We start from the raw sequence: 22646 nt of genomic DNA on the forward strand, positions 1-22646 counted from the left end.
AATACTCCTTCCTATGGAAGGACCGTTATTATAATTTAAGGAGGCATTTACATGAACTTTCAACTAACGAAGGAACAAGAATTCGTAAGAAAAATGGTAAGAGAATTTGCCACTAACGAAGTTGAACCATTAGCTGCAGACATTGACCAGGAACACAGATTCCCAGTGGAAACTGTTGAAAAAATGGCTAAGTACGGCATGATGGGCGTTCCATTCCCGACCGAATACGGCGGAGCCGGCGGAGATCACATCTCCTATGCAATCACTGTAGAAGAATTATCCAGAGTCTGTGCGTCCACAGGCGTTATCTGCTCCGCGCACACTTCCCTGTGCTGCTGGCCGATCTTCAACTGGGGTAATGAAGAACAGAAGAAAAAATATCTGCCAGATCTGTTATCCGGCAAGAAGCTAGGCGCTTTTGGTCTGACTGAGCCTAACGCTGGTACTGACGCATCCGGACAGCAGACAAGAGCTGAATTGGTTGACGGTAAATGGATTTTAAACGGAGCGAAGGTATTCATCACCAACGGTGGATATGCTGACGTTTTCGTTGTAATGGCTATGACCGACAAGAAGAAAGGAAACCACGGTATTTCCGCATTCATCGTTGAAAAAAGCGACGAAGGTTTCTCCATCGGTAAGACAGAAGATAAGATGGGTATCTGCGCATCTTCCACTACTGAATTGATTTTCCAGAACTGTGTAATTCCTGAAGACAGACTGCTGGGTCAGGTTGGCGAAGGCTTCAAAGTTGCTATGTCCACGCTGGACGGCGGCCGTATCGGTATCGCTTCCCAGGCTCTGGGTATTGCACAGGGCGCCTTTGACGTAACTGTTGAATACATGCAGGCAAGAAAACAGTTCGGTAAGAAGCTGTCTCAGATGCAGGCGCTGCAGTTCGGCATGGCTGACTTGAAGACGAAGATCGAAGCTGCAAGACTGCTGGTCTACAAGGCTGCTGACATGAAGGATAAGCATCTGCCTTACGGTGAAGCTGCTGCAATGGCGAAGCTGTTTGCTGCAGAAACTGCCATGGAAGTAACTACTAAGTGTGTACAGTACCACGGCGGATACGGATACACTAAGGATTATCCAGTAGAAAGAATGATGAGAGACGCTAAGATCACCGAGATCTATGAAGGAACTTCTGAAGTTCAGAGAATGGTCATCGCTGGTGCGACTTTCAAAAAATAAAATAGTAGGAGGAAATAGAAATGGCATTTAAGATTATCGTATGCGCAAAGCAGGTACCAGATACAAACGTTATCAAGATTAACCCTAAGACTGGTACTCTTATCAGAGACGGCGTTCCAAGCATCTTAAACCACGACGATGCTAACGCTTTAGAAGAAGCATTAAAGATTAAGGACAAATATGACGATGTAACTATTACAGTTATCTCCATGGGACCTCCTCAGGCATCAGATCTGCTGTTTGAGTGTATCGCAAAAGGCGCTGACGAAGGTATCCTGGTTTCCGACAGAGCTGTTGGCGGTTCTGATACATGGGCTACTTCCAATACATTGGAAGCTGCTATTAAGAAATGGGAAAAAGAAAATGGTCCTGCTGACCTGATCTTCGCTGGCCGTCAGGCTATCGACGGAGATACCGCTCAGGTTGGTCCGCAGATTGCTGAAAAGTTAGACCTGCCGCAGGTTACATATGTGGAAGAATTTGAAATTGCTGATAACCTGAAGGATATCACTGTTAAGAGACAGATGGAAGACGGTTATGAACTGATTGGCATCAAGACCCCTTGCATGCTGACTGCGATTAAAGAACTGAATGAGCCAAGATACATGAACATGGCTGGTATCTTCGCAGAAAAAGATATCAAAGTTTGGAACGCAAAGGACATCGAAGTTGACCTGACCAAAGTAGGTCTGGAAGCTTCCCCTACAAACGTATTCAGATCCTTCACACCGGCTCCGAAGGCTCCTGGTCAGGTCGTTAACGGTGACTCCGAAAACGAACAGGCAAAGAACCTGCTGATCCAGCTGAAGGGTAAGCACATCATCTAATCTGAAGGAGGAATAATCATGGCTATCAAAATTATTAATGATAAATGTAAAGGTTGCTCCCTTTGCGCAAAAGCATGTCCGTTTGACGCTCTGAAGATCGTTGACAGAATTGCAGTTGTAGACGAAGGAAAGTGCACAAACTGTAACGCTTGTATCGCAAAATGTAACTTCGACGCGATTGAAGCTGCTCCTGAAGCTGAAAAGGTTGACCTTTCCGCTTACAAGCATATCTGGGTATTTGCTGAACAGAGACAGGGCAAGATTCAGAACGTAGCGCTGGAATTACTGGGCGAAGGTAAGAAATTAGCAAAAGACATCAGCGAAGATACACAGATCTGTGCTGTACTGATCGGTAACAATATCGACCACCTGGCACAGGAATGTTTCGAATACGGCGCTGAAAAAGTATATATGGTTCAGGATCCGCTCCTGGAAAACTTCACAACTGACGGTTACACCAAGGTTATGAAGCAGCTGATCGACGAGTATAAGCCGGAAATCGTTCTGTACGGCGCTACTCACATCGGTCGTGACTTTGCACCTCGTATCGCGGCAAGATGCAACACTGGTCTGACTGCTGACTGTACACACCTGGATGTTAAAGTTTCCAAGTACATCGAGTTTGCAAAAGCGAATACTACATTAGATACTTCCACTCTGGACCCTAACGATCCATCCACTGGCATCAAGCAGACTCGTCCGGCATTCGGCGGTAACCTGATGGCTACCATCATCTGCCCTAAGACCAGACCGCAGATGTCCACAGTAAGACCTGGCGTAATGCAGAAGCAGGAAAGACAGGTTGGCGCTACTGGTGAAATCGTAAACGTAAAACCAGAGATCTCTAAGGAAGATATCAGAATCGAAATCAAGGATATCGTAAAATCCATGAAGGAAATGGTATCCCTGACTGACGCTAAGATCATCTGCTCCGGCGGACGTGGTCTGGGCGATCCTTCCGGTTTTGAACTTATGAAGAAGTTTGCTGATAAGGTTGGCGGTGTTGTTGGTTCTTCCCGTGCTTGTGTAGACGCTGGCTGGATTGACCACTCCCATCAGGTAGGTCAGACCGGTACTACCGTTAAACCGGAAATCTACTTCGCATGCGGTATCTCCGGTGCGATCCAGCACTTAGCTGGTATGCAGACTTCTGGCTGCATCGTAGCAATCAACAAGGATCCGGATGCTCCGATCATGGAAGTTGCTGACTACGCAATCGTAGGCGACCTGTACAAAGTAATCCCAGAAATCATTGCTGAATGGGAAAACGCAGAAGCGCTGTACGACGCAACTACGAAATAAGAACCCCACCCACCTGCGAAGCAAAGCTTCGGGCGGGTACCCGGGAACCTTGTTGTCTTCGACAATAGGGGGACCTAACCCAAATTGCATAAAAAGAGGACGCAAATGCGTCCTCTTTTTTAATGCAATTTGCTGGTAGGTCCCCCGCGAAGGTTTACTGCGAAGTCGAGCCGAAGGCGAAGATCTGCGCAGCATGAACCGACGGCGCAACCCCTAGCCCGATTTATCGAGTAATAGGAATAACGCCAGGTTAATTCCTGGCGTTTTCTATTGTGAAGATAAATCGCAGGCAGGTCTTTTACGAAGGTTTCCCAAGAGATGGAGCGACCAGCGAACATTGATTGGAAGAAACCGATCGTAGATTTCTCTGATTTATATGCGAGCTTTGCTCGCAAGCGGCTTTGCCGCAAGGTAGAAATCATATAATTTCCTCGGCTATGCTCGGAAATTATAAAAAAGTCAATAAAAGAGGACACGTTGGGGCACCCTCCGTAAGGAAGGTGCCCCAAGGCTTTGTATTTAAAATAAAATATTGTTGTGTTTGAATCGGTATAGCCCTGTGGCTATGCCGTTTTTGCCGCTTTTCGTTCCAAATGTTCTTGGAAGTATTCTTCCATTTCGTCGGGAGACGGCTCTCGGATAATTCCAACGCCGTTGTAATAGATTTCCACGCCCTGATAACGCTTTCCGTCCCTGTATTCGGGTTTGGATACCACGATTTTCTGTATGAACTCGTGTACCAGTTCGGGCGTAAGCTCACTAAGCTGCGTTACTCGTTTTGCCTTGTCAATAAACCTTTGTAAACCCTCGGTTTGGATTTTGGCGTTTTCAACACAGTTTTCCATTTCGGGGATACGGTCTTTCAATCTGCTTTGTTCATCCTCCAAAGACATTGACATCGTAGCAAACCGTTCATCGCTTATCCTGCCCATAGCGTTATCCTCATATAGCTTTTGGATTATCCCGTCAATCTCAGAGACACGCCGTTTCGCCCTGTCAAGCTCTCTGCGCTTCTCAGCAAGTTCCTTCTTCTTTTTCTCTCCGAAATCCTCCATCTGCCGCTGTGCAAACAGCTTTTCATAGGTCTGCACATACCACATCACTCTCTGCATACTTTCCAGTACAAGGCTTTCTACCACCTTTTCTCGGATATAGTGTGCGGAGCAGACCTCGGAGTTTTTGCGGTAGGAGGAGCAGAAAAAATACGCCAGTTCCCGCTTGTAGTTGTTTGTCACGCTGTAATACAACTTCTCGCCGCAGTCGGCGCAGTAAAGCAATCCCGAAAACATACTCACAATACCGCTTTTAGTCGGTCTGCGGCGGTGCTGCCGTAACTCCTGTACGAGTGCAAAGGTTTCTCGGTCAATGATAGCGGGGTGGGTATCGGGAAAAACTTTCCATTCTTCCTTTGGCTTATCAAGCTTTTTCTTCAGCTTAAAGGATTTTCGATAGGTGCGGAAATTGACCGTATCGCCGCAATACTCCTGCTTATCAAGAATATCCGAAACGGTATCTGCCACCCATCTGAAAGGAATGGCGGGCGGCTTGCCGCATTTTCTGCCGATGCTGTTCCAATACTCGGTAGGCGTCATCACCTTTTTCGCTTTTAACCGCTTGGCAATCTGCGTCGGTCCAAGTCCCGAAACACACATCTCAAAGATTTGTCTTACCACCTTTGCCGCAGGCTCGTCCACAAGCCATTCGTCCTTATTGTTCGGATTTTTCATATATCCAAAGGGCGGGTTCGTGGTCAGCGGAACGCCTGACATCCCCTTGCTCTGCATTACTCTGCGGACTTTGTCGCTGGTATTTTTTGCGTGCCATTCGTTAAATAAATCCTGCATTGGAACAATGTCGCTGATACCCTTTGCCGTATCGATGTTGTCCATAATGGCGATATACCGCACATCCAAACGGACAAAATCTTCTTCCAAAAGCTGACCGACTACAAGGCGGTTTCGTCCGAGCCTTGAATGGTCTTTTACAACGAGGTTTGCAACCAAGCCCTGCTCAGCAAGCTCCATGATTTCCATAAATGCGGGTCTTGTGAAACTAACGCCCGAAAATCCGTCATCATAAAAGAAACGGGGATTGGGCAGCTTGTTGTCCTTTGCATACTTTTCAAGAATAGCTTTTTGATTTTGAATACTGCCTGATATGCCGTCTTTCTCATCGTCACGGGAAAGCCTTGCGTAAAGGGCAGTAATTCGCTTGTCTGACTGTTTAATGTTCATATAGCTCCTTTCCACAGCCAGATATGGTATGAATTGTAGGTATCCCTATCATACCATATCCGCTATTAAACTTCAACGCTTTAAAGTGATATTCTCAAAACTGTTACAGATTTTTCAGAATAATCCGTTCCGCTTTTTCTTCCAGGCTCTCGCTTGCCGTACTGTCGAAATGGGTATTGACCGAATAAACCGTACCGTCAATCTCCGTTTGAAAATTGATGGGGTAGGGATATTGGGACTTGCGAAACCAGTTCAGGCGTTCCGCCTTGGTCATAGCGGCAAGCATATCCGTTATCCCGTCAATCAATTCGTGTATTTCTGCACCGTCATCTACGGTGTTTCCGTATTCGTCAAGATAAATCACATCTGTCATCGTTCCAAATCCTCCTTCTTTTTCGGTTTTGCTTTTCGTGCAGGGACTGTCAAATCCCACGAGGACGGCTTCGTTTCTTTTTCGGGCGGTTTATGGAAAATGCTCTTTTCCTGCTCAGGTGCAGTTTTGCGGAGAGATTTCAGAATACTGTCAATGAAATCCTTAACCTTTTTTGGTGCAGCCTTCAACGCTTCTAAATACGGTCTGCATTTTTCTTTTAAGGCGGTCAGTTCTGCTTGCAGACGCTTGACTTTATCCGATAACGCTCGGTTGCTGCTTTCGTAGATTTGCACCGTTCGTCTGTTTATAAGGCATTCTTTCGCCAAATTTGAAAGATAGCCGTAGTCCTCGGCAGACATCTGAATTTTACCCGTCAGCGTTTTCTTTCCCATACTGTCAATAATTTCTGCGCTTGCCTGTACGGGTAGTACAGAGGACAGTCTTTCGTCAGCCGCCGCAATCTTTTCTTTAATTCCCGCAAGGCGTTCCTTGTCTTTTTCAATCTGATATTGCAGACTGCTTTTGTATTCGGCGGTACTGCCACGCACGCCACGGAGAAAATCGTTAAAGCCTGCATTCTGCATATGCTCGTAAAATTCATCCTGCAAAATGCTGTATGAAGGGACAAGCACAGGCTTGCCGTTTTTATCGAATACAGGCTGGTTGTTCTCATCCACCGCCTGCGGAGATTTCCATTTCTTTGAATGACTGATCTGCTGAATAACTTCTTTGACCGTGCCGACCAATTCGGTTTTTTTGCACCGCTTTGTCCATAACACTTGCTTTTTTACCACAGGCAGTGCTACAATGTGCATATGGTAGTGGTAGACGGGTTTTTCATAATCATCGGATAGGGCAAGATTGATTTCATCGGCGTGCAGTACAGCGGACAGAATATTGTCCTCGCCGTACAGCTTGACTGCAAAGCGGTATGCTTCTTCATAAAACCGCTTGGCATATTCATAGCCACCGTGGGTTTCAAAGTAGTCGGTATTGACATCGAAGATGACTTCATCGTACACTTTTGCGTCCTTTTTCAAACCTCGGAGAGATACTTTCCCGTCAGCGACCAGCTTATCAAGGGTTTCGTTGTAGGTCATATCGCCGCAGGATTTAAAATGCACATTCAGGGGTGTGCGGGACAAGTCTACATTCATATTGCCGTAATGCTCGTTTTTTCGCTCATTATGGCGTTCATATTTGCCGATGGAATCCCTTGTTCGGGTTTCCACTCTCGCCACGCTGAAATTCTGTCTTGACATTTTTCTCACTTCCTTTCTGTTTCGGATTGTATTTCTTTCTCCCGATGGGGAGGATATGTTAAAATCGGAGCGTCCTTTGTTACGCACCTTTCCAAAGTGCGTAACCCACTATGACACTTTCAGCCTTGCGGCTGCAAAGTGCCGTGGGCTCTCCGAGGGGCAAAGGCACTCTTTGAAAAGAGTACCTCTGCACTCCTCAGAAACTTTAAGCACGCTGTACGCATAATACCGATGTCACGCTTAATGCGCTTAAAATGGAGATTGCCGTATAAAACCATTCCGAACGATATATACAAGCCTGAAATGCATTATGGCAAGCGGATTTCTGCGCCTTAAAAGCGTGACATCATCGCCGCTTTACCCGAATGTCGTTCCTGCCCCTTGTTTAGCGGCGTTGTCTCGCTCGTTCCCGTTAAAGAAGTCTTGGCATAGTATCCCATTCGGGCGGTCATTCAGTTGTTAATCGGCAAAACAAAAAGCCGATACACAGAGACATCAAAAATCGGCGGGAGCTTTGCTCTCGCTTCAAAATGATGTTCTATGTATCGGCTTTGAAATTCAAAACCATACTGTTTTCATGCCCCTACGCCGCTGACAGTACAGAACAGCTTTTGACGATGGGCAGCGGTATTTTCTCTTAGCGTACCGCAGGCGTTAGGCGGCTTGCGCCGCAATTCCATTTCAAGAACATTGGATATTCAGTTGTAACTCCACGAAAATGGTATTTTATTATATATCACAGAATAGGTGCTTGTCAAGACCGAAACTTATTATTTTTTCCCGATTTGGAGAATTTATTCGTGTCAGTCTTGACAATTTGCTTTCTATTTGATATCATTATATCAAGATATAATGATATCAAATAGAGGTGAAACGAGTGGATGAAAAAACAAAACAAGTTCAGGTGCGCCTAACTCCCGAACTACATAGCAAACTCAAAGGCACGCTTGCACTTGATGGACGAAAGCTCGTGGACTTTTTTAATGAAGCAGCTTGTGCTTATTTGACTGATAGCGTCAAATATAAAAACACAATTTCTGAAATTATAGGAGGAACCCACAATGGCAAAAATTAAGAAAAAACAAGAGGCGCTATCTGTAAGCAGACTGATAAATGAAGTTTTAGTTGCACAATTAAGTATACCATTCCGCCAAATTGTTAATGATACTACATTTTCTAAATATACAGGCTCAAAACGCCCAGATATACTTATTTCTGAGTTTGAATATAACGGAACCAACGATGAACAGTATATAAAAAATCTTGTTGCATATGCCGAAGCAAAAGATGACTGTAAGGTGGATGATAAAGATTGGAAAGATGCTTTAAAACAAGGTAAAACCAAGGCTCCCAAATTGGGATTACCGTATTTTATTGTTACAAATTGTAAAACAACATATTTCTATAATGCCAAAACATTAAATCAATTAACACTAAACGGAAATCCGATTAGAGAATTTCAAACCATAGACATTTATCGTTTGATTAAAAACAAATTAACAGAAAATCCCGATTTAGATTCTATCAATACGAATGTTGACTCGATTTCTACAATTTCAGAAGCAATCTTTAACAAGAAATTATGGGAACTTGCAGGTGTTTATCGAGGTATCAATTTCAAAGATAATGTTCAAAAAATCGACTTTACAGTAGGGTTTGTAGCTCTTGAATATTTTGAAGAGAAAGAAGAAATTGATGATAATAAAGATGCATCAAAAGTATATTGGTCTACTTGTAACGATGAAGTTGCAGAAAAAATCAAGAATAATTTAAGTGGTTATATAAGCCGTTTGGAAGATGAAACTACATTCAAAGAATTTAAGAATGTTATGGAAGTGGTCAGAATTGCTATTAGTGGTGACGGCAAGAACAAACCGCTTATTGGTGTTGATGATGTAAAGCAAATATATGGCATTATTGATTCTATGAAGCCCTTACACGGTACGGGATTTGATTTGTTTGGTGCCGTATATGAAATGTTTGCATCTTCAAAGGAAAAGAAAGATTTCGGAGAATATTTCACAAGAAGACACTATACGCATATTTTCTCTAAACTGTTGTTGCAAGATGAGGATGTATATAACAAAAAGAAGGAATTCTCTATTATTGATATAACAGTGACGGGATTGATACAAAGGACATGGGAAAGAGTGGCTTAATCCCCTTGAGTTCAAGGCTTTTTCGGTTTGGCATGACGCTAAATCTTATTTTTTTTGTCCGCTGGGAGCAGCTGGCTTTTTGCACTTGGTGCATAATTGAACGAACTTATGCAGATACGTTCAGCTATATAATTCGTAGGATACAACTAATCCCCGTTTTCTTTGTTTGCGAACACAGAGGTTGATTTTGGACTGAAAATAGTTTATAATTAGACTGAAATCAAGCTGAAAGGGGTACCGACATGACAGATTCTTGTATCTATCTTGATACTTACGTTTTACAGCAGGATATGCGGGTGAGAATGCCAAAGGCAATCCTATCAAATATGGGTGTAGAAAAAGGGAAGACCAAGTTTGACATTTATCTTGACTCAAGTGACAATTCACTGATTTTTCGCATCCACAACGGTAATGGTGAAGGAGTGACAGAGAATGGCAGATAAACTAACCGCAGTTTCCCTGTTCACAGGAGCAGGCGGAATGGATATCGGGTTCGAGAGAGCAGGAATTGAGGTAATCTTTGCGAACGAACTTATGAGTGAAGCGGCGGCAACATATAATGCTAACCACGCTTCCGGGGTTATGGTAAATGATGATGTGAATAATATCCTTGATTCACTTGGTCAGTTTCAAGGGGTTGATCTGGTTTTCGGGGGACCACCGTGCCAGGGATTTTCCGTGGCGGGCAAAATGAATCCTGATGATAACCGCAGCAAATTGATTTTCACATTTTTGGATGTTATTGAAAAGGTTCGTCCAAGAGCGTTTGTCATGGAGAATGTCAAGGCTCTGGGTGTGTTGGAAAAGTGGGAACCTGTGCGCAGAAAGTATCTGGATCGAGTTCGTGCCTTGGGTTATAACTGTGTACCATTCATTTTGAATGCTACAGAGTATGGGGTATCACAAAAGCGTGAAAGAGTTTTCTTTATCGGCATAAGGGATAACGGAGATCCGTTTTTTGAGTATTATATGAAAGACCTACTTCTACAGCAGAAAAATGATGCTCCAATCGTAAGAGAGTTGCTGCAGTCTTTGGGAAGAGCAGGCACGGATGAGAATCCAGATACTTGCACTGCAAAGATTACATTTGCCACACATCCAGTGATGAGAAAATCACCATACGCCGGGATGTATTTCAACGGGCAAGGCAGGCCGATAGATGTCGACGGGTATGCAAATACGTTGCCTGCCTCTATGGGTGGAAATAAGACTCCCTTTGTGGATGAGGACTATCTTTACGGGGAGGCATCAAGCGATTGGGTTGTTGATTACCATAGGGGGCTGATGGAAGGTACGATTGTACCTGAGTTCAAAGAGGCGCCAGAACGCTTAAGGCGGATCACGATCAGGGAAGCGGCAAGGATTCAATCCTTCCCGGATAATTATGTGTTTTGCGGAAACAAAGGAGCGATATACACACAAATCGGCAATGCTGTCCCATGCAGAATGGCGGAGGCAGTAGCAAAAGCGGTCATAGCCTATATGAGAAAGGAAACGGCTACAGTTTGATTGGAGCGAGATATGCTGGTAGAAATTCAAGATGATTTTGACTTGGAAAAAATCGCACTGAGTGGTCAATGTTTTCGCGTGGGAAGACTACAAGATGGAGCTTATCGTTTTATAAGCGGTGATGAGGTTATATACATACGGGAGACTGGAAGTCATATGTTCTCTGTTTCTTGTAGCCCTAATGCGTGGAAAAACATTTGGAGTTTTTATTTTGACCTCGGTAGGTGCTATAACGACATTTTTGGAACTGAATGTAACAAACACCAATTTATACACGAGGCGATGGTTTATGGTCGGGGTATTCGCATCCTGCGTCAAAATCCGTGGGAGATGCTTATTACATTTATCATTTCACAAAGGAAAAGCATTCCTGCTATTTCAAAATCTGTGGAGTTGCTTGCATCGGGTTTTGGGCATCGTATTGAAACCAGGCATGAAACCCTGTATTCTTTTCCCACGCCGGAGGAAATGTCGAATGCGACAGAAACGCAATTGAAGGAGTGCGGTCTGGGGTATCGGACACAATATGTCCTTGATGCGCTTCGCCAAGTCCAGACAGGAGGTCTTAATCTGAATGTTCTGCCAGATTACAGTGATGAGGCCCTTCTTGAAACATTGCAAAGAATACATGGGGTGGGCAAAAAGGTGGCTAACTGTGTTGCTCTGTTTGCCTATGGGAGAACGGCCTGTGTCCCTATAGATGTCTGGATTTCGAGAGCCATTGAGCATGATTGCGGAGGAAAATCGCCATTCGGTCTTTTTGGACAAAATGCAGGCATTATCCAGCAATATGTTTTTTACTATGAGAAATGCCGCCAGTATGCATGACTGGCGGCCAGACTGTCAAAGAACCCCTGTTATGCAGCAGCACAGCAGAGGTTCTTTTTTAAAGCAGCAATACTCATCGCGACAAAAAACTGTCGGTGAGCTGCCTTCCATTTCCACATCGCCAGTTTCTTCAGGTTCATGGCAGCATATTTCAGCCTTACCCACATACTGACTCTTTTCAGTCCCCGGTAAGGTGTATAACGCATTCCATATTTTTCTTTTGCATCGGCAAACACCCTTTCGATCGTCTGTGATCTGAGACAGTAACTTTCTTTTCCCTGCGGTGAATGCCGGATATCCTCCGCCTGTTCTATATAATCCTCCCAGATATGGCGGGTTACTGTCTTCTGACAGTTCCTGCTCTCCGTGCACAGATGTCTCGTCTGGCATGCTTCACACTGGTAACACAGACTCTTATATTCCCTGTAGCCCTTCCGATTGGTCGTGCTGTACGGCAGGCTTTTGTATTCCGGGCAGATGACGATGTCCAGATATTCATCATATACATATTTATACCATTCATGAAATCCTTTCTTCGTCATAGGGCGTTTATAAGGCAGGGAGGGGAGCCGTCCGTCATCTATGATGCGCTTGCAGATCCACGGGGTTTTATATCCCGCATCCATGGTGACTGTCCTGATCTGGGGAAACCTTCTGGTCACCTTCTCATAAAGCACATCAAAGGCAACACTGTCATGTACATTTCCGCTTGTTACTACCGTGTCCAGTATAAAGTTATGCCTGTCACAGACTGTATGGGCCTCATACGCAAAACAATGTTTATGATCCCCTTTGCGGAACATGCCGCTCTCCGGATCAGTTGTTGATACCGTGACCTCCCGTTCCCTTCTTTCCCCGCCGCCGCTGTTCCCGTCAAAAGGCTTTTTTCCATGTGCCTGGCGATCCTCATTGATCTCTTTCATAAGCTGTTCCTCATAGGCTTTCGCCGCAGAGGGGATCGCTTTTTTCATTCTTTTATGGATGTTTGCGTTTGCTTTGATATGGGTCCCGTCCATAAATACAACTTCCGGGGAAAGATAACCGCTCTTTTGCGCCTCAAAAAGGATCCATGTAAACACCTTTTCTATAGTGTCCTCGTTGAATCGGTGCCTGAAGTTATAACTGATGGTGGCAAAATGAGGAACCGATTCATTGAGCAGATAGCCAAGAAACCACCTGTATGCGATATTCATGCTGATCTCTTCCACGGTACGCCGCAGGGATGGGATCCCATACAGGTGCTGGATGAGCACCATCTTAAACAGGACCACAGGATCAACGCTGGGACGCCCGTTATCCGCACAATAAAGGTCTTCCACAAAATCATAAATATGAGTAAAATCCACTGCACAGTCAATTTTCCGAAGCAGATGATCCTGCGGAACAAGCCCTTCGAGGCTGACCATTTCCAGTGTATTTCTTTCCGACTTTTCTTTTATCAGCATGTTCTCACCTCTGATTTTATTATATCAAAAAAAGCCAGCTTTTGCTGACCTTTTTTGACAGTCTGGCCGCCAGTATGCATGACTGGCGGCGTTTTGTTAGTTGCTTTCGTGCAATTCCTTCCACAGCTTTTTAACGCTTTCGGAAGTGTTGATATCATCAATGTATGAGTTCAAATTGAGGTAGAAACCAATTCTGCCATCATTTGTCATACGCTGGAGCGTATTCGCTATCCATTCATAGATATCCCAATAATAGTACATCATGTCCCGGTATGTATAGCTTCCGAGATAACCATGAAGACCGCTGGGCTTCATATCCGAAGGACAGTCTTCCCTACGACAGATGACAATGATTTCATGTATATCCGCATCGTTAGCATCGTTGTATATGGAAACACAGTCGTAGGAGTCACGGATTCGTGCCAGATCAAAATGCTTTACCGTGACCTCATATACTTTGCGGATAACCCCTTCGGGTATCTCTTCGTTGATATCTCCAGGCTTCTTGCTTGTCGTGCTTGTTACAGATGCACGGTCATCCTCGCCCGTTACAATAACACCAGTATGTAGGAATGTATGGTAGTTTTTAAGGAGGTACGCGGCAATCTTTTGTGGCGTATTTCCCGCATCGGGTACTTTTGTAATCAACTCACAGCACAGGCGGTAGAGGAATTCAGGGTCAGATGTCGGATCAATAGCAACAGCTAGGGATTCTATGCTGTTGGAATAGGCAATAAGCCTGCGAAGAAGGGATGTTCCCACATTGTCAATACGGAGTTCTGTATCCGTGTCATCAGTCTCCATAAAATTTACAAGGTTGACAACCTCCTCAGCGACGTCAGATGGTCTGCGCTGTGCCGCCCATGTCATATCCAAACCTACAGTAGCTTTTGCAACATTCAACGGACCGGACTTACGATGGGGGATTTCTTTTTCAATAAGGAATTCCTTAATTGGTCCTTCATAAATTGCCCTCGGATTGCAGTCATACAGGCCGGTAGATGCTTTGAAGGCACGGTCAAGACGCATCCCGATAATCACCACAAGAAGAATTTCTCTAAATCCCCATGCTGTAGTGGAGAACAGCTTTTCCAAGGAATCCCTGTATGCGGATTCATCAATTTCAACACCGGCATCCACTGCTCTTTCGTAAAGAGAATCAAGAATTTTACGGACACGTTCGTTCCTTTCGTCTGTTGCACTCATTTTAACTTACTCCTTTCATTTGAACAAATGAAATTCTTCTTTTGTCATACTGGCATCCAAGGCTCTGTAGCAGAAACGTGATGCGACAGAAGAATAAGGTTTCCATTTTTTACATTTAGTCGTTACGGCTTTTTCGCTACAGTCCTGCGTCTTATACATCCACCGATACACTTGGAGGAATGCTCCATCCTCAAACGGCAGGATATCTTGTCTATCGAGGACGAACATCAGATACATCTTTGCCGTCCATTTCCCGATGCCTCGGATTTTTGTCAAACTTGCAATAACCTCTTCATCCGAAAGGTGCTGCATCGCAGAAAAATCGAGTGTTCCATTTGTAACTGCATTTGTGATATTTCGTATGTATTCGACCTTTGCGTTGGATGTTCCTGTACTGCGGATTTGTTCATCTGTTAGTGCAGCGATTCGAACGGACGATATTTCTTCTCCGCAAAGTTCCTCAAGCCTGCTATAAATTTTCTGTCCTGCTTTTACGGAAAGCATCTGCTCGATGATTTCGTGTACTAAAAAAGCGTAGGCATCTTCTTCATGAGGGACATAGCTGATGGAGCCAACCATGCTAATGACCTTTGCCAAACGTTTATCCTTCTTGCATAGATACTGAACGGATGGGGTGCTCATATCGATTGTAACCACATTCGGCACGATTTCACCTCCTCGTCAATCTTTCACTGTTTCCATGATATCTTCCAAGGTACAATCAAGTGATTCGCAGATTTTTATGAGGACATCAGTTGTGATATTATCCCCTTTGCCTAACTTGGCGATGGAAGCAGAGCTGACACCGCTTAATTCTTTCAGGTCATGTTTGTTCATATTTTTATCAATCAACATTTTCCACAGCTTGTTGTAACTGATGTGCATTTTATGCCTCCTCTGTTTCATGAATATATTTTTGTGCGGCACTGCTCCCATTCAATGAGCAATTGCATAGGAGCGACTCTGTCAATAAAGCATTCACTCTTAGTTTTCCTGCATCATCATCTTGTAATGCTGCATCTGGTTTAATACATAAAACACCTGCCGGAATGCATCTTTCAGCAGTGCCGGATCAACAGAGGACGCATCAAAGTACAAGCCGTCGTTGAATGCGAGTGCGCCGACATCCAAAACGGAAACCATAGCGTCAACGATATCATATCTCGTATGGTCAACCGAACCGTCGGGACGATGCGTTTCAAAATCAGAGCGGTGTTTTTCCATCAAATCGCTGCGGATATTTCCATTGGAATATCCGCACATCTGTAGGAAGTAGTATTCGAGGATGCGCCGCGACACATTCATCAGTGCCACTGGATCTTCAGAGGTTCTGTATTCTTTCCAAAGAGCCTCGTAGGTGTTGACCACAGGATTGCGGTTGATTTTCCCATCGCCTACGCGAGGGCTGTCCTGTTCGCATTTTTCGATAACGGAGTGGTTATTTTCCCGCTTCCTGATTTCAAAGACGGAAACACACTCATAGGAAGCTATCCGATTGTAGATAACCTCTTTGAAAAAGAACGGATTATGCGTCAGACAGAAAAGCTGTTTGATATGGTCATCCACTCCTTCTTCCTCGGTCAGTTCATAATTGTTGTAGCAGACAGCTATCATTTCTCGGACAAGGGAAGCAACGGTAAAAAGGGCGCTGCTATCCATACTGGAAACCGGGTCGTCAATCACAACAATCTTATCTTTCATTCTGCCTTCGCCCGATTGGCTTCCCATGACCATGTGGTAAAAATACAGAAAGGCTATGAAGTGGCGCTCTCCTTCGCTTAAGCCCTTAGCAACCGTTCCGTCCTCCCTGACAAGCTGGTAAACATATTGCGTTCCCGGCTTTTCCTTCAGAGAAAAGCCTTGGAAGCCGGACGATTTGATGAGTGCATTAATGCTGTCCTTGGCGGCGGTTGTGTTTACCGTCTGTTTATTTAGCTGTGCAATTTCTTCAGTAAGAGCAGCGATATCAGTTACAGCCTGTTCCTGTTCGCCATTTAGCTTGGAAATCTCGGACTTTATTCGTGCATCGTCGCTTTGGAAAATAGTGATATCTGCCTGACACACTGTTGCCATTAGCGTCCAGACCATAGTGCAGCATTCCTCCTGTTTCGCGGGTATGTCAGCGAGGATGGCATTGTTTTGGCGGATTTTTTGATTGATTTGCTCGGCCAGCTCGTTCAAATTCTGTAGGTAAGAAGAAAGGTCATCCAGTTCCACTACCAGAGTTGGGTCATTCGCTTTCTTTTCAAGCTGTGCTACATTCGCTTTTGCTTTTTCCATGAAAAGCTCAAACTTTGTGGCATATGCCGTGAGCTGGTCACAGGCAAAGCCGCTTTTTGCATTCCCGTTCAAAATAGAATAAATATTGTTTAGTGCAGACTTGTAGGCTTGGATAAATTCCTCCAGTTGTCTTGTTTCCTTTTTATACTGCTCGTCAAAGCAGGATGCCAAATCATTTTCAAAATTGTCCGGAAGGTTTTGCTGGCAGTATGGGCATTTCCCGCCGGCGGCGTGCTGGAAGTCGTTATGTCCTTGGCTTACCCAGGCTGTGGCATTCAGCGCATTCAAGAAATCGGAAAATGCAGTGTGGCCGCTGCTTACGATTGGCTTTTCCAAAAGCGGGGTTGATGGAATTTTCGAAGCCGGTACGGGCTTCAATTCCTCGTAAGGTTTGCCGCCCTCTCCATATGCCACGGCATATAGATCCCTGATGGCATCCTCATCAACTGAAGTGGGCTTGTACTTCAAAAGCTCTGTGACAAATTTTTGGCGGCTTTTAGTAAATCCTGCCTGTGTTCCAGGATATGCTTTTCTTATGGATTCACTTTTCTCCCAAAGTGCGGACACAAGCTTGGCGAACAGCTTCTCCAGTTTGCCGTTGTTTTCTGTAATCTTCTTTCCTATTGTGGTTTTTTTATCGGAAAGCGCTTTTAATTCAGATGTTTTTTTATCTGCCTCTGCCTTAACAGCGGCATTTTGCTTGGTTATGGTGAAAACACCCGGAATATTCCCATAACTTTGGATGTTTTCCTGAATAAATTCCTCATTATACACCAGAAGTTCATAGTCTTCCGGGGAAATGCCGGAATGCCATTCGGTGGTTTCAGACTTACCAATCAGTTTGGCAATCGTGGACTTGCCTGTGCCATTCTTTCCGAAAAAATAATTTATTAGCGTTGGGGAAAAGATCTCACTTTGAAATACAGGTGAATTTACAGTTACTTTTCCGATTAGAGCAGATACTTTTTCGTTCATGATGTCCTCCTATTTAATCTCAATATTCATTGCTGCAAAGGCATCTATCAGATTGCATCGTTTGATTGCCCAGTGTTCTAAATCAAGTTCGTTCCGTAGTGGTGCGGATGCCATATGTAAAAGGCTGATATTCTGGTTTAATATCTGCTGCGGGAATGCCTGGAATCCGTTAAAACGTATTTTTATGACTTCGCCTTGCGGTACAATGTCACATATCCTTCCTACAAGCGCCGGATGTCCCGGTTCTGTTTCCTTGTAACGAATATTGCGTTTTGCAAAAATGCAAGGCATCAATTTGAGTTCGGCTATATTGTCCAAACTAAGCATCCTGTACTTATCCCGGATTTCAGCTGGCGTGTGCTTTTGCAGGGCACGGTCTTTTGCAATTGAGAATGTGCCATCGCTATATTCCTCATTTTCCAACACGAAGAGGCAGTAACAGTCTTTGCTGAGCGATGCCCATTCCATGGCGTGTGTTACAGGATTTTCTGAGGGCGTTAATCTGAATATGCCGCCTAACAGCTCAGACAGTTCGGTGCTGCTCACATTGATATTGATTGGGCCGCTGTTCTGTTGAATCTGAATGCCATCCCCTTGGTTTACCAATATGTTAGGATTGGCTGTTTTGGCGAGCGCAGACGTTAGTTCTGATGGAATGAGTTGATTATTGTCCATTAAACACCTCCTCGCTAAATATCATGTTTGCTATCTACAGCTGCTATGGGCGGAATAACCGTATGCTACACCGTTAGCTATCCTTTGTGTTTCGCTGCGGTGACAGGTTAATCGTTCCGTAATTTACACCAATCTGGATTCCGTTGCCACTATTGATAAATACAGACTGGTTTGCGGTTTTTGTTTCCACTTTTTCGGAGCAGTTATCTATGATTTCTGTTTCGGCATATTCTGGTTCGATTTCCTGTTCTTCGCCAGTTTCTTGTTCATCAGCAAGTGTGACTGCTTCAGCCGAAGTATACCAATCAACGTAGACTTTCAGGGAATTTCCAAACGGGAAATCCTTCTTGGCTTTGCGTTCTTGGCCTTCCTTTTTGATTCCTAATACGTCCAGTGTAGGCAACCCGGATATATTGTCGGTGCGGTGCGTCAGTATGTAATGAACCACGCCTGTTAAAAAAGGCTGGAAATCAAGGCGATCTATTCCATTTAGGTCAGACTTTGAAAAGAATGAGCCGTTCCGTAGCACAAAAAAGGGTGTGCTTTCATCAATGTCGTCCTGCCCGATCATATCAAGCAGTACCCTTACAAGCCACGCTGCTTTTGAGGGATCAAGGAAATCCTCCGAAAACTTCACCATCCGTGAGAGAGCGACGCTGTAATTGTTCTTTATATCGTAATCATAGCTGCTGATAACAGCCTGTTCATTGATTGGAATGCTCGTGCTGCCATTGATCTTACATTCTCGAAACTGTGAAGTGTCCTTCTTCAGGCTGCCGCCGTTAGCGTGTGTATAATTGCCGGTGATTGCCTGAATCAATCCTTCCATCATTTCAGGATCAGTTAAATGGTCTTTTACTCCGTTTTCCCGCTCCCTTGCGTTGGATCTCGGCTTCTTTGTCTGCACAAGCAGAAAGAAGAGAGTGCCTCCGCAGAGGTATGGAACTTTTTTATTCTCCAAATTTCTGCCTCTCGTTCAAAAGTAACGTTATCCACCAAAGTAACCTCTCAAAGGTATTGACGGAAACGGTATCTACTATAGGTTTTAAGTGTAATCGAAAAGAACCTCTGCACATCGCAAAAGATTTTATTTTGTTATATCACACATCTGTGGAAATGTCTACAGCTTCTGCGAAAAAATATTTTGCGAAAGCAGACAAAAAATCGAAAAGGCAAAAATTCAATTCACAACAATTAAATCTCTTAGTCCGAGATGGCCATCAGGATGGAGGGATGCATAAGAGTTTCAAGGCACAGCGATAAAGGCTGTGTATGGAATGAAGATGCTCCCACCGTGGTTTCGTGCGCCCATTTTCGGTTGTCGGAGTCCGTGGTTATCTTCGCCGTAGGCTCTTTTTGTGTCCTTCCGTACCGCTCGGACGGAAAGGACAATCTATGAAAACCAAAAAGACGCCACAAGCAAAAAGAGGAACCTACAAACTGTTTGATGACAACGGGATATTCGTAATGGAGTACAAGCCGGGAAAGGACGGGGTGACCGAAGTGGACATCCTTAACCTCCACAAGATGGACGACCACGAGGTTTATGTCAATGCCAAGGAAAACAGGCTTCCGGAGTGGTATCAGCCTGTCTATGAGGAATGGAAGGCAAAATTTATTGCTGATTTCAGGGAGCGGTACGGCAGGGAGCCATTTGCGGATGAAATTCCCGGCAGACACCGTATTCTGGAATCCCTGGACGGGCAGACCGATCCTGACGGCGATGGCTTGGGCGACAGCAGCCGCCTGGAGGAGCAGCTGTCTATATCGGATGAGGAAGAAGTCCCAGACACGATCATCCGTCTGCGGGAGCTTGTGGCGGCAATGCCGGAACAGTGGCAGAAAGTCTACCGGCTTGTATTTATGAAGGGGCTGTCTAAAGCAAAAGCTGGAAAAGAAATCGGAATCAGTGATGTCCGTGTCGGTCAGCTAGTGAAAAAGATCAATGCCGCCATTGCCGGGGATGAGTTTTTGAAAAATTTATACAGATAGCACTTCGGATTCCGCCATTTCCTTTTGCCTATAGGGGTGTAAGGGGAAACGATACAGTCCCTGCAGAAAGGAAGGCAACTGGAAATGGCACTCAAACACAGAATCCGCATTAATGTCACGGATGAAAAATCCAGGACAAAGGTTCTGGAAGGAGCTGACCGCAGGCTGCCGGCGAGGCTTCTCCGTCTGCTTTTTGGAGAATTTTCAACGGTTTATCTGCTATCGCCCGGCCAGAGCGTGGAATCGGTAGAGGTACATGAAGTCAAAGGAGGGAAAAAGGAAAATGAGCAGGATTAAGATGCTTCTGAACGTCATCGAGGATGTTCGTTCTTTGGGAGACAGCCTGCAGGCACTTGCAGATGCAATGGCAAGCGACGAGCCGAAGGAAGAACCGAAGAAGAAAACCAGGGCGAAAGCAGAGCCTAAGCCGGAACCGCCGAAGGCGCAGGAACCTGCTCCTGCAGAAGCGGAGCCGGAAAAGAAACCGCTGACGCTGGAAGAAGTCCGTATGGTGCTGGCGGAAAAATCCCGTGCGGGATATACGGCGGAGGTCAGGAGCCTCATCACACAGCACGGAGCAGATAAGCTGTCGGATGTTGATCCAGCGGAATATGAAGCCCTGCTTGCGGAAGCGGAGGTGCTGGGAAATGGGTAAACACGCATTGCTCTCCGCATCCTCAAGCCACCGGTGGCTCGTCTGCCCGCCCTCCGCAAAGCTCTGTGCGGAAGTGGAGGACATGGGCAGCGAATACGCCGCAGAGGGAACGGACGCACACAGCCTGTGCGAGTACAAGGTGCTGAAGTATCTTGGCAAAAAAGCGGAGAACCCCACTGCAAACCTGTCATTTTACGATGATGAGATGGAGCGGTGCGCGGAGGACTATGCTGCCTACATTTCTGAAATCGTGGAGAAAGTGAAGGACACATGCGGGGATCCCGTGGTGCTTGTGGAACAGCGGCTTGATTTCTCCAGGTATGTGCCGGAGGGCTTCGGCACGGGTGACTGCCTGATCATAGCGGACGGGACGCTCCATGTGATTGATTTCAAGTATGGCAGGGGCGTGGAGGTTTCCGCCCTGGAGAATCCGCAGATGATGTGCTATGCACTTGGCGCCCTGGAACTTTTTGATGGGATTTATGACATCACATCGGTCTGCATGGCAATCTACCAGCCGCGCCGGGAGAACATTAGTGTGTTCACAATGTCGAAGGCTGGCCTTTACCAATGGGCAGAGGAGACCCTCGCCCCTATTGCAAAACTCGCCTATGACGGCGGGGGTGAATTCAAAGCCGGGGAACACTGCCGGTTCTGCAAGGTCAAAGCGACCTGCAGGAAAAGGGCGGAGTACAACCTCGAACTGGCGAAGTACGACTTCGAGATGCCCGCTGAATTGGAAACAGCTGAGATTGCTGCCGTTCTTGCGAAAGCGGATGAACTGGCGGCTTGGGCGGCGGACGTGAAGGAATATGCTCTGGCGCAGGCGCTCGCAGGAGTGGAATATGACGGCTGGAAAGTGGTAGAGGGGCGCTCTAACCGCAGATACATCAATGAAACGGCAGCTGCAGATGTCGTAAAGCAGGAAGGTTTCGATCCGTTTGAACATAAGATCCTCGGCATCACGGCTATGACAAAGCTGCTCGGAAAAGCAAAATTCGACAAGCTGCTCGGAAACCTGGTTGAAAAACCAAAGGGCAGGCCGACTTTAGTACCCATGTCGGACAGGCGGCCAGCTATGGATAATGCGGCAAACGCCGCAGACGATTTTAAGGAGGAAAATTAAATGGCAAATTTCACTAACCCGACAAAAGTTATCACAGGACCTGGCACCAGATGGAGCTATGCCAACGTGTGGCAGGCAAAGTCCATCAACGGCGGTGCGCCGAAGTTTTCCGTGTCGCTCATCATCCCGAAGTCGGACACGGCTACAATAAATAAGATCAAGGCGGCGATCCAGGCTGCCTATGAGGAGGGAGAAAGCAAGCTGAAGGGCAATGGCAAGGCCGTCCCTGCTCTCTCTGTTCTGAAAACCCCGCTCCGTGACGGTGATCTGGAGCGTCCGGACGACGAAGCCTATGCCAATGCGTATTTTGTCAACGCCAACAGCAGCACGGCTCCCGGCATCGTGGACGCTGACCGCCAGCCTATCATAGACACCTCGGAGGTGTACAGCGGCGTGTATGGCAGGGCAAGCATCAACTTCTACGCGTTCAACAGCAATGGAAACCGCGGCATTGCCTGCGGCCTGAACAATCTTCAGAAGATCCGTGATGGAGAGCCGCTGGGCGGCAAGACCAGAGCCGAGGATGATTTTGCAGACGAGGGCAATGACGATTTTCTCTCATAAACAGACAACATAACGGTGGGTGGCGGGAAAGTCCGATTTT

The 22646-nt window shown here is 45.6% G+C and carries 23 protein-coding genes; 13 read left to right on the top strand and 10 right to left on the bottom strand.

Annotation, left to right across the window (positions count from 1 at the left end; translation table 11 throughout):
• The first annotated feature begins 51 nt into the window (after positions 1–51).
• Genes ACPW7J_RS05240 through ACPW7J_RS05250 form a run of 3 tightly spaced genes read left to right on the top strand, consistent with a single transcriptional unit; the run spans position 52 to position 3323 of the window.
• Entirely contained in the window at positions 52–1194 is a 1143-nt protein-coding gene (locus ACPW7J_RS05240) for an acyl-CoA dehydrogenase (RefSeq protein ID WP_161874491.1), read from the top strand.
• 20 nt (positions 1195–1214) lie between these two features.
• On the top strand, positions 1215–2021 hold the full coding sequence (locus ACPW7J_RS05245; protein ID WP_161874490.1) for an electron transfer flavoprotein subunit beta/FixA family protein: 807 nt from the start codon (positions 1215–1217) through the stop codon (positions 2019–2021).
• A gap of 18 nt (positions 2022–2039) precedes the next feature.
• Complete coding sequence (locus ACPW7J_RS05250) at positions 2040–3323, top strand: FAD-binding protein (protein WP_425757021.1); 1284 nt, start codon at positions 2040–2042, stop codon at positions 3321–3323.
• 563 nt (positions 3324–3886) lie between these two features.
• Here the strand turns inward: ACPW7J_RS05250 and ACPW7J_RS05255 are convergent.
• The 3 genes from ACPW7J_RS05255 to ACPW7J_RS05265 all read right to left on the bottom strand — a co-directional run bounded on the left by ACPW7J_RS05255 (position 3887) and on the right by ACPW7J_RS05265 (position 7192).
• Complete coding sequence (locus tag ACPW7J_RS05255; protein WP_425757023.1) at positions 3887–5557, bottom strand: DUF4368 domain-containing protein; 1671 nt, start codon at positions 5555–5557, stop codon at positions 3887–3889.
• Positions 5558–5660: 103 nt separating this feature from the next.
• A complete protein-coding gene (locus ACPW7J_RS05260) occupies positions 5661–5930 on the bottom strand; it encodes a hypothetical protein (RefSeq protein ID WP_425757024.1) in 270 nt (89 codons plus the stop codon).
• Positions 5927–7192 carry a plasmid recombination protein gene (locus ACPW7J_RS05265; protein WP_425757026.1) on the bottom strand — a complete coding sequence of 422 codons (1266 nt, stop codon included), beginning with the start codon at positions 7190–7192 and terminating at the stop codon, positions 5927–5929. The genes ACPW7J_RS05260 and ACPW7J_RS05265 overlap by 4 nt, the downstream gene beginning before the upstream one ends.
• Positions 7193–8069: 877 nt before the next feature.
• Here ACPW7J_RS05265 and ACPW7J_RS05270 point away from each other — a divergent pair.
• The 5 genes from ACPW7J_RS05270 (at position 8070) to ACPW7J_RS05290 (ending at position 11688) form a co-directional block, all read left to right on the top strand.
• Positions 8070–8267 carry a hypothetical protein gene (locus tag ACPW7J_RS05270; RefSeq protein ID WP_425757028.1) on the top strand — a complete coding sequence of 66 codons (198 nt, stop codon included), beginning with the start codon at positions 8070–8072 and terminating at the stop codon, positions 8265–8267.
• Positions 8254–9351: a hypothetical protein gene (locus ACPW7J_RS05275; RefSeq protein ID WP_425757030.1), complete on the top strand. Its 1098-nt coding sequence runs from the start codon at positions 8254–8256 to the stop codon at positions 9349–9351. Before ACPW7J_RS05270 ends, ACPW7J_RS05275 begins: the two co-directional genes overlap by 14 nt.
• A gap of 242 nt (positions 9352–9593) precedes the next feature.
• On the top strand, positions 9594–9794 hold the full coding sequence (locus ACPW7J_RS05280) for a hypothetical protein (RefSeq protein ID WP_425757031.1): 201 nt from the start codon (positions 9594–9596) through the stop codon (positions 9792–9794).
• Positions 9784–10860: a DNA cytosine methyltransferase gene (locus ACPW7J_RS05285; RefSeq protein WP_425757033.1), complete on the top strand. Its 1077-nt coding sequence runs from the start codon at positions 9784–9786 to the stop codon at positions 10858–10860. Before ACPW7J_RS05280 ends, ACPW7J_RS05285 begins: the two co-directional genes overlap by 11 nt.
• Positions 10861–10872: 12 nt before the next feature.
• Positions 10873–11688 carry a DNA-3-methyladenine glycosylase family protein gene (locus tag ACPW7J_RS05290; protein WP_425757034.1) on the top strand — a complete coding sequence of 272 codons (816 nt, stop codon included), beginning with the start codon at positions 10873–10875 and terminating at the stop codon, positions 11686–11688.
• Between the two features lie 29 nt (positions 11689–11717).
• Here the strand turns inward: ACPW7J_RS05290 and ACPW7J_RS05295 are convergent, their stop codons facing one another.
• From ACPW7J_RS05295 to ACPW7J_RS05325, 7 genes are all read right to left on the bottom strand, one after another.
• Positions 11718–13133, bottom strand: coding sequence for an IS1182 family transposase (locus ACPW7J_RS05295; RefSeq protein WP_425757036.1), 1416 nt, complete (start codon positions 13131–13133; stop codon positions 11718–11720).
• Between the two features lie 96 nt (positions 13134–13229).
• Complete coding sequence (locus ACPW7J_RS05300; RefSeq protein ID WP_425757038.1) at positions 13230–14339, bottom strand: hypothetical protein; 1110 nt, start codon at positions 14337–14339, stop codon at positions 13230–13232.
• Between the two features lie 15 nt (positions 14340–14354).
• Positions 14355–15005: a DNA-3-methyladenine glycosylase family protein gene (locus ACPW7J_RS05305; RefSeq protein ID WP_425757040.1), complete on the bottom strand. Its 651-nt coding sequence runs from the start codon at positions 15003–15005 to the stop codon at positions 14355–14357.
• 15 nt (positions 15006–15020) lie between these two features.
• Positions 15021–15224: a helix-turn-helix domain-containing protein gene (locus tag ACPW7J_RS05310; protein WP_425757042.1), complete on the bottom strand. Its 204-nt coding sequence runs from the start codon at positions 15222–15224 to the stop codon at positions 15021–15023.
• A gap of 99 nt (positions 15225–15323) precedes the next feature.
• Positions 15324–17594: an AAA family ATPase gene (locus ACPW7J_RS05315; protein ID WP_425757044.1), complete on the bottom strand. Its 2271-nt coding sequence runs from the start codon at positions 17592–17594 to the stop codon at positions 15324–15326.
• A 9-nt stretch (positions 17595–17603) separates the two neighbouring features.
• Positions 17604–18269: a hypothetical protein gene (locus ACPW7J_RS05320; RefSeq protein ID WP_425757045.1), complete on the bottom strand. Its 666-nt coding sequence runs from the start codon at positions 18267–18269 to the stop codon at positions 17604–17606.
• A gap of 73 nt (positions 18270–18342) precedes the next feature.
• Positions 18343–19230 carry a hypothetical protein gene (locus ACPW7J_RS05325; protein ID WP_425757047.1) on the bottom strand — a complete coding sequence of 296 codons (888 nt, stop codon included), beginning with the start codon at positions 19228–19230 and terminating at the stop codon, positions 18343–18345.
• Between the two features lie 434 nt (positions 19231–19664).
• Here ACPW7J_RS05325 and ACPW7J_RS05330 point away from each other — a divergent pair, with 434 nt between their 5' ends.
• The 5 genes from ACPW7J_RS05330 to ACPW7J_RS05350 all read left to right on the top strand — a co-directional run bounded on the left by ACPW7J_RS05330 (position 19665) and on the right by ACPW7J_RS05350 (position 22606).
• A complete protein-coding gene (locus ACPW7J_RS05330) occupies positions 19665–20261 on the top strand; it encodes a hypothetical protein (protein ID WP_425757049.1) in 597 nt (198 codons plus the stop codon).
• A gap of 84 nt (positions 20262–20345) precedes the next feature.
• Complete coding sequence (locus ACPW7J_RS05335) at positions 20346–20558, top strand: hypothetical protein (RefSeq protein WP_425757051.1); 213 nt, start codon at positions 20346–20348, stop codon at positions 20556–20558.
• Positions 20545–20916, top strand: a complete 372-nt coding sequence (locus ACPW7J_RS05340; RefSeq protein WP_425757053.1) for a hypothetical protein — start codon at positions 20545–20547, stop codon at positions 20914–20916. The genes ACPW7J_RS05335 and ACPW7J_RS05340 overlap by 14 nt, the downstream gene beginning before the upstream one ends.
• Positions 20909–22042, top strand: a complete 1134-nt coding sequence (locus ACPW7J_RS05345) for a DUF2800 domain-containing protein (protein ID WP_425757055.1) — start codon at positions 20909–20911, stop codon at positions 22040–22042. Before ACPW7J_RS05340 ends, ACPW7J_RS05345 begins: the two co-directional genes overlap by 8 nt.
• Positions 22043–22606, top strand: coding sequence for a DUF2815 family protein (locus tag ACPW7J_RS05350; protein ID WP_425757057.1), 564 nt, complete (start codon positions 22043–22045; stop codon positions 22604–22606).
• Positions 22607–22646: the final 40 nt, after the last annotated feature.

The sequence above is a fragment of the Ihubacter sp. rT4E-8 genome (genome assembly GCF_049852125.1).
GTDB lineage: Bacteria > Bacillota > Clostridia > Peptostreptococcales > Anaerovoracaceae > Senimuribacter.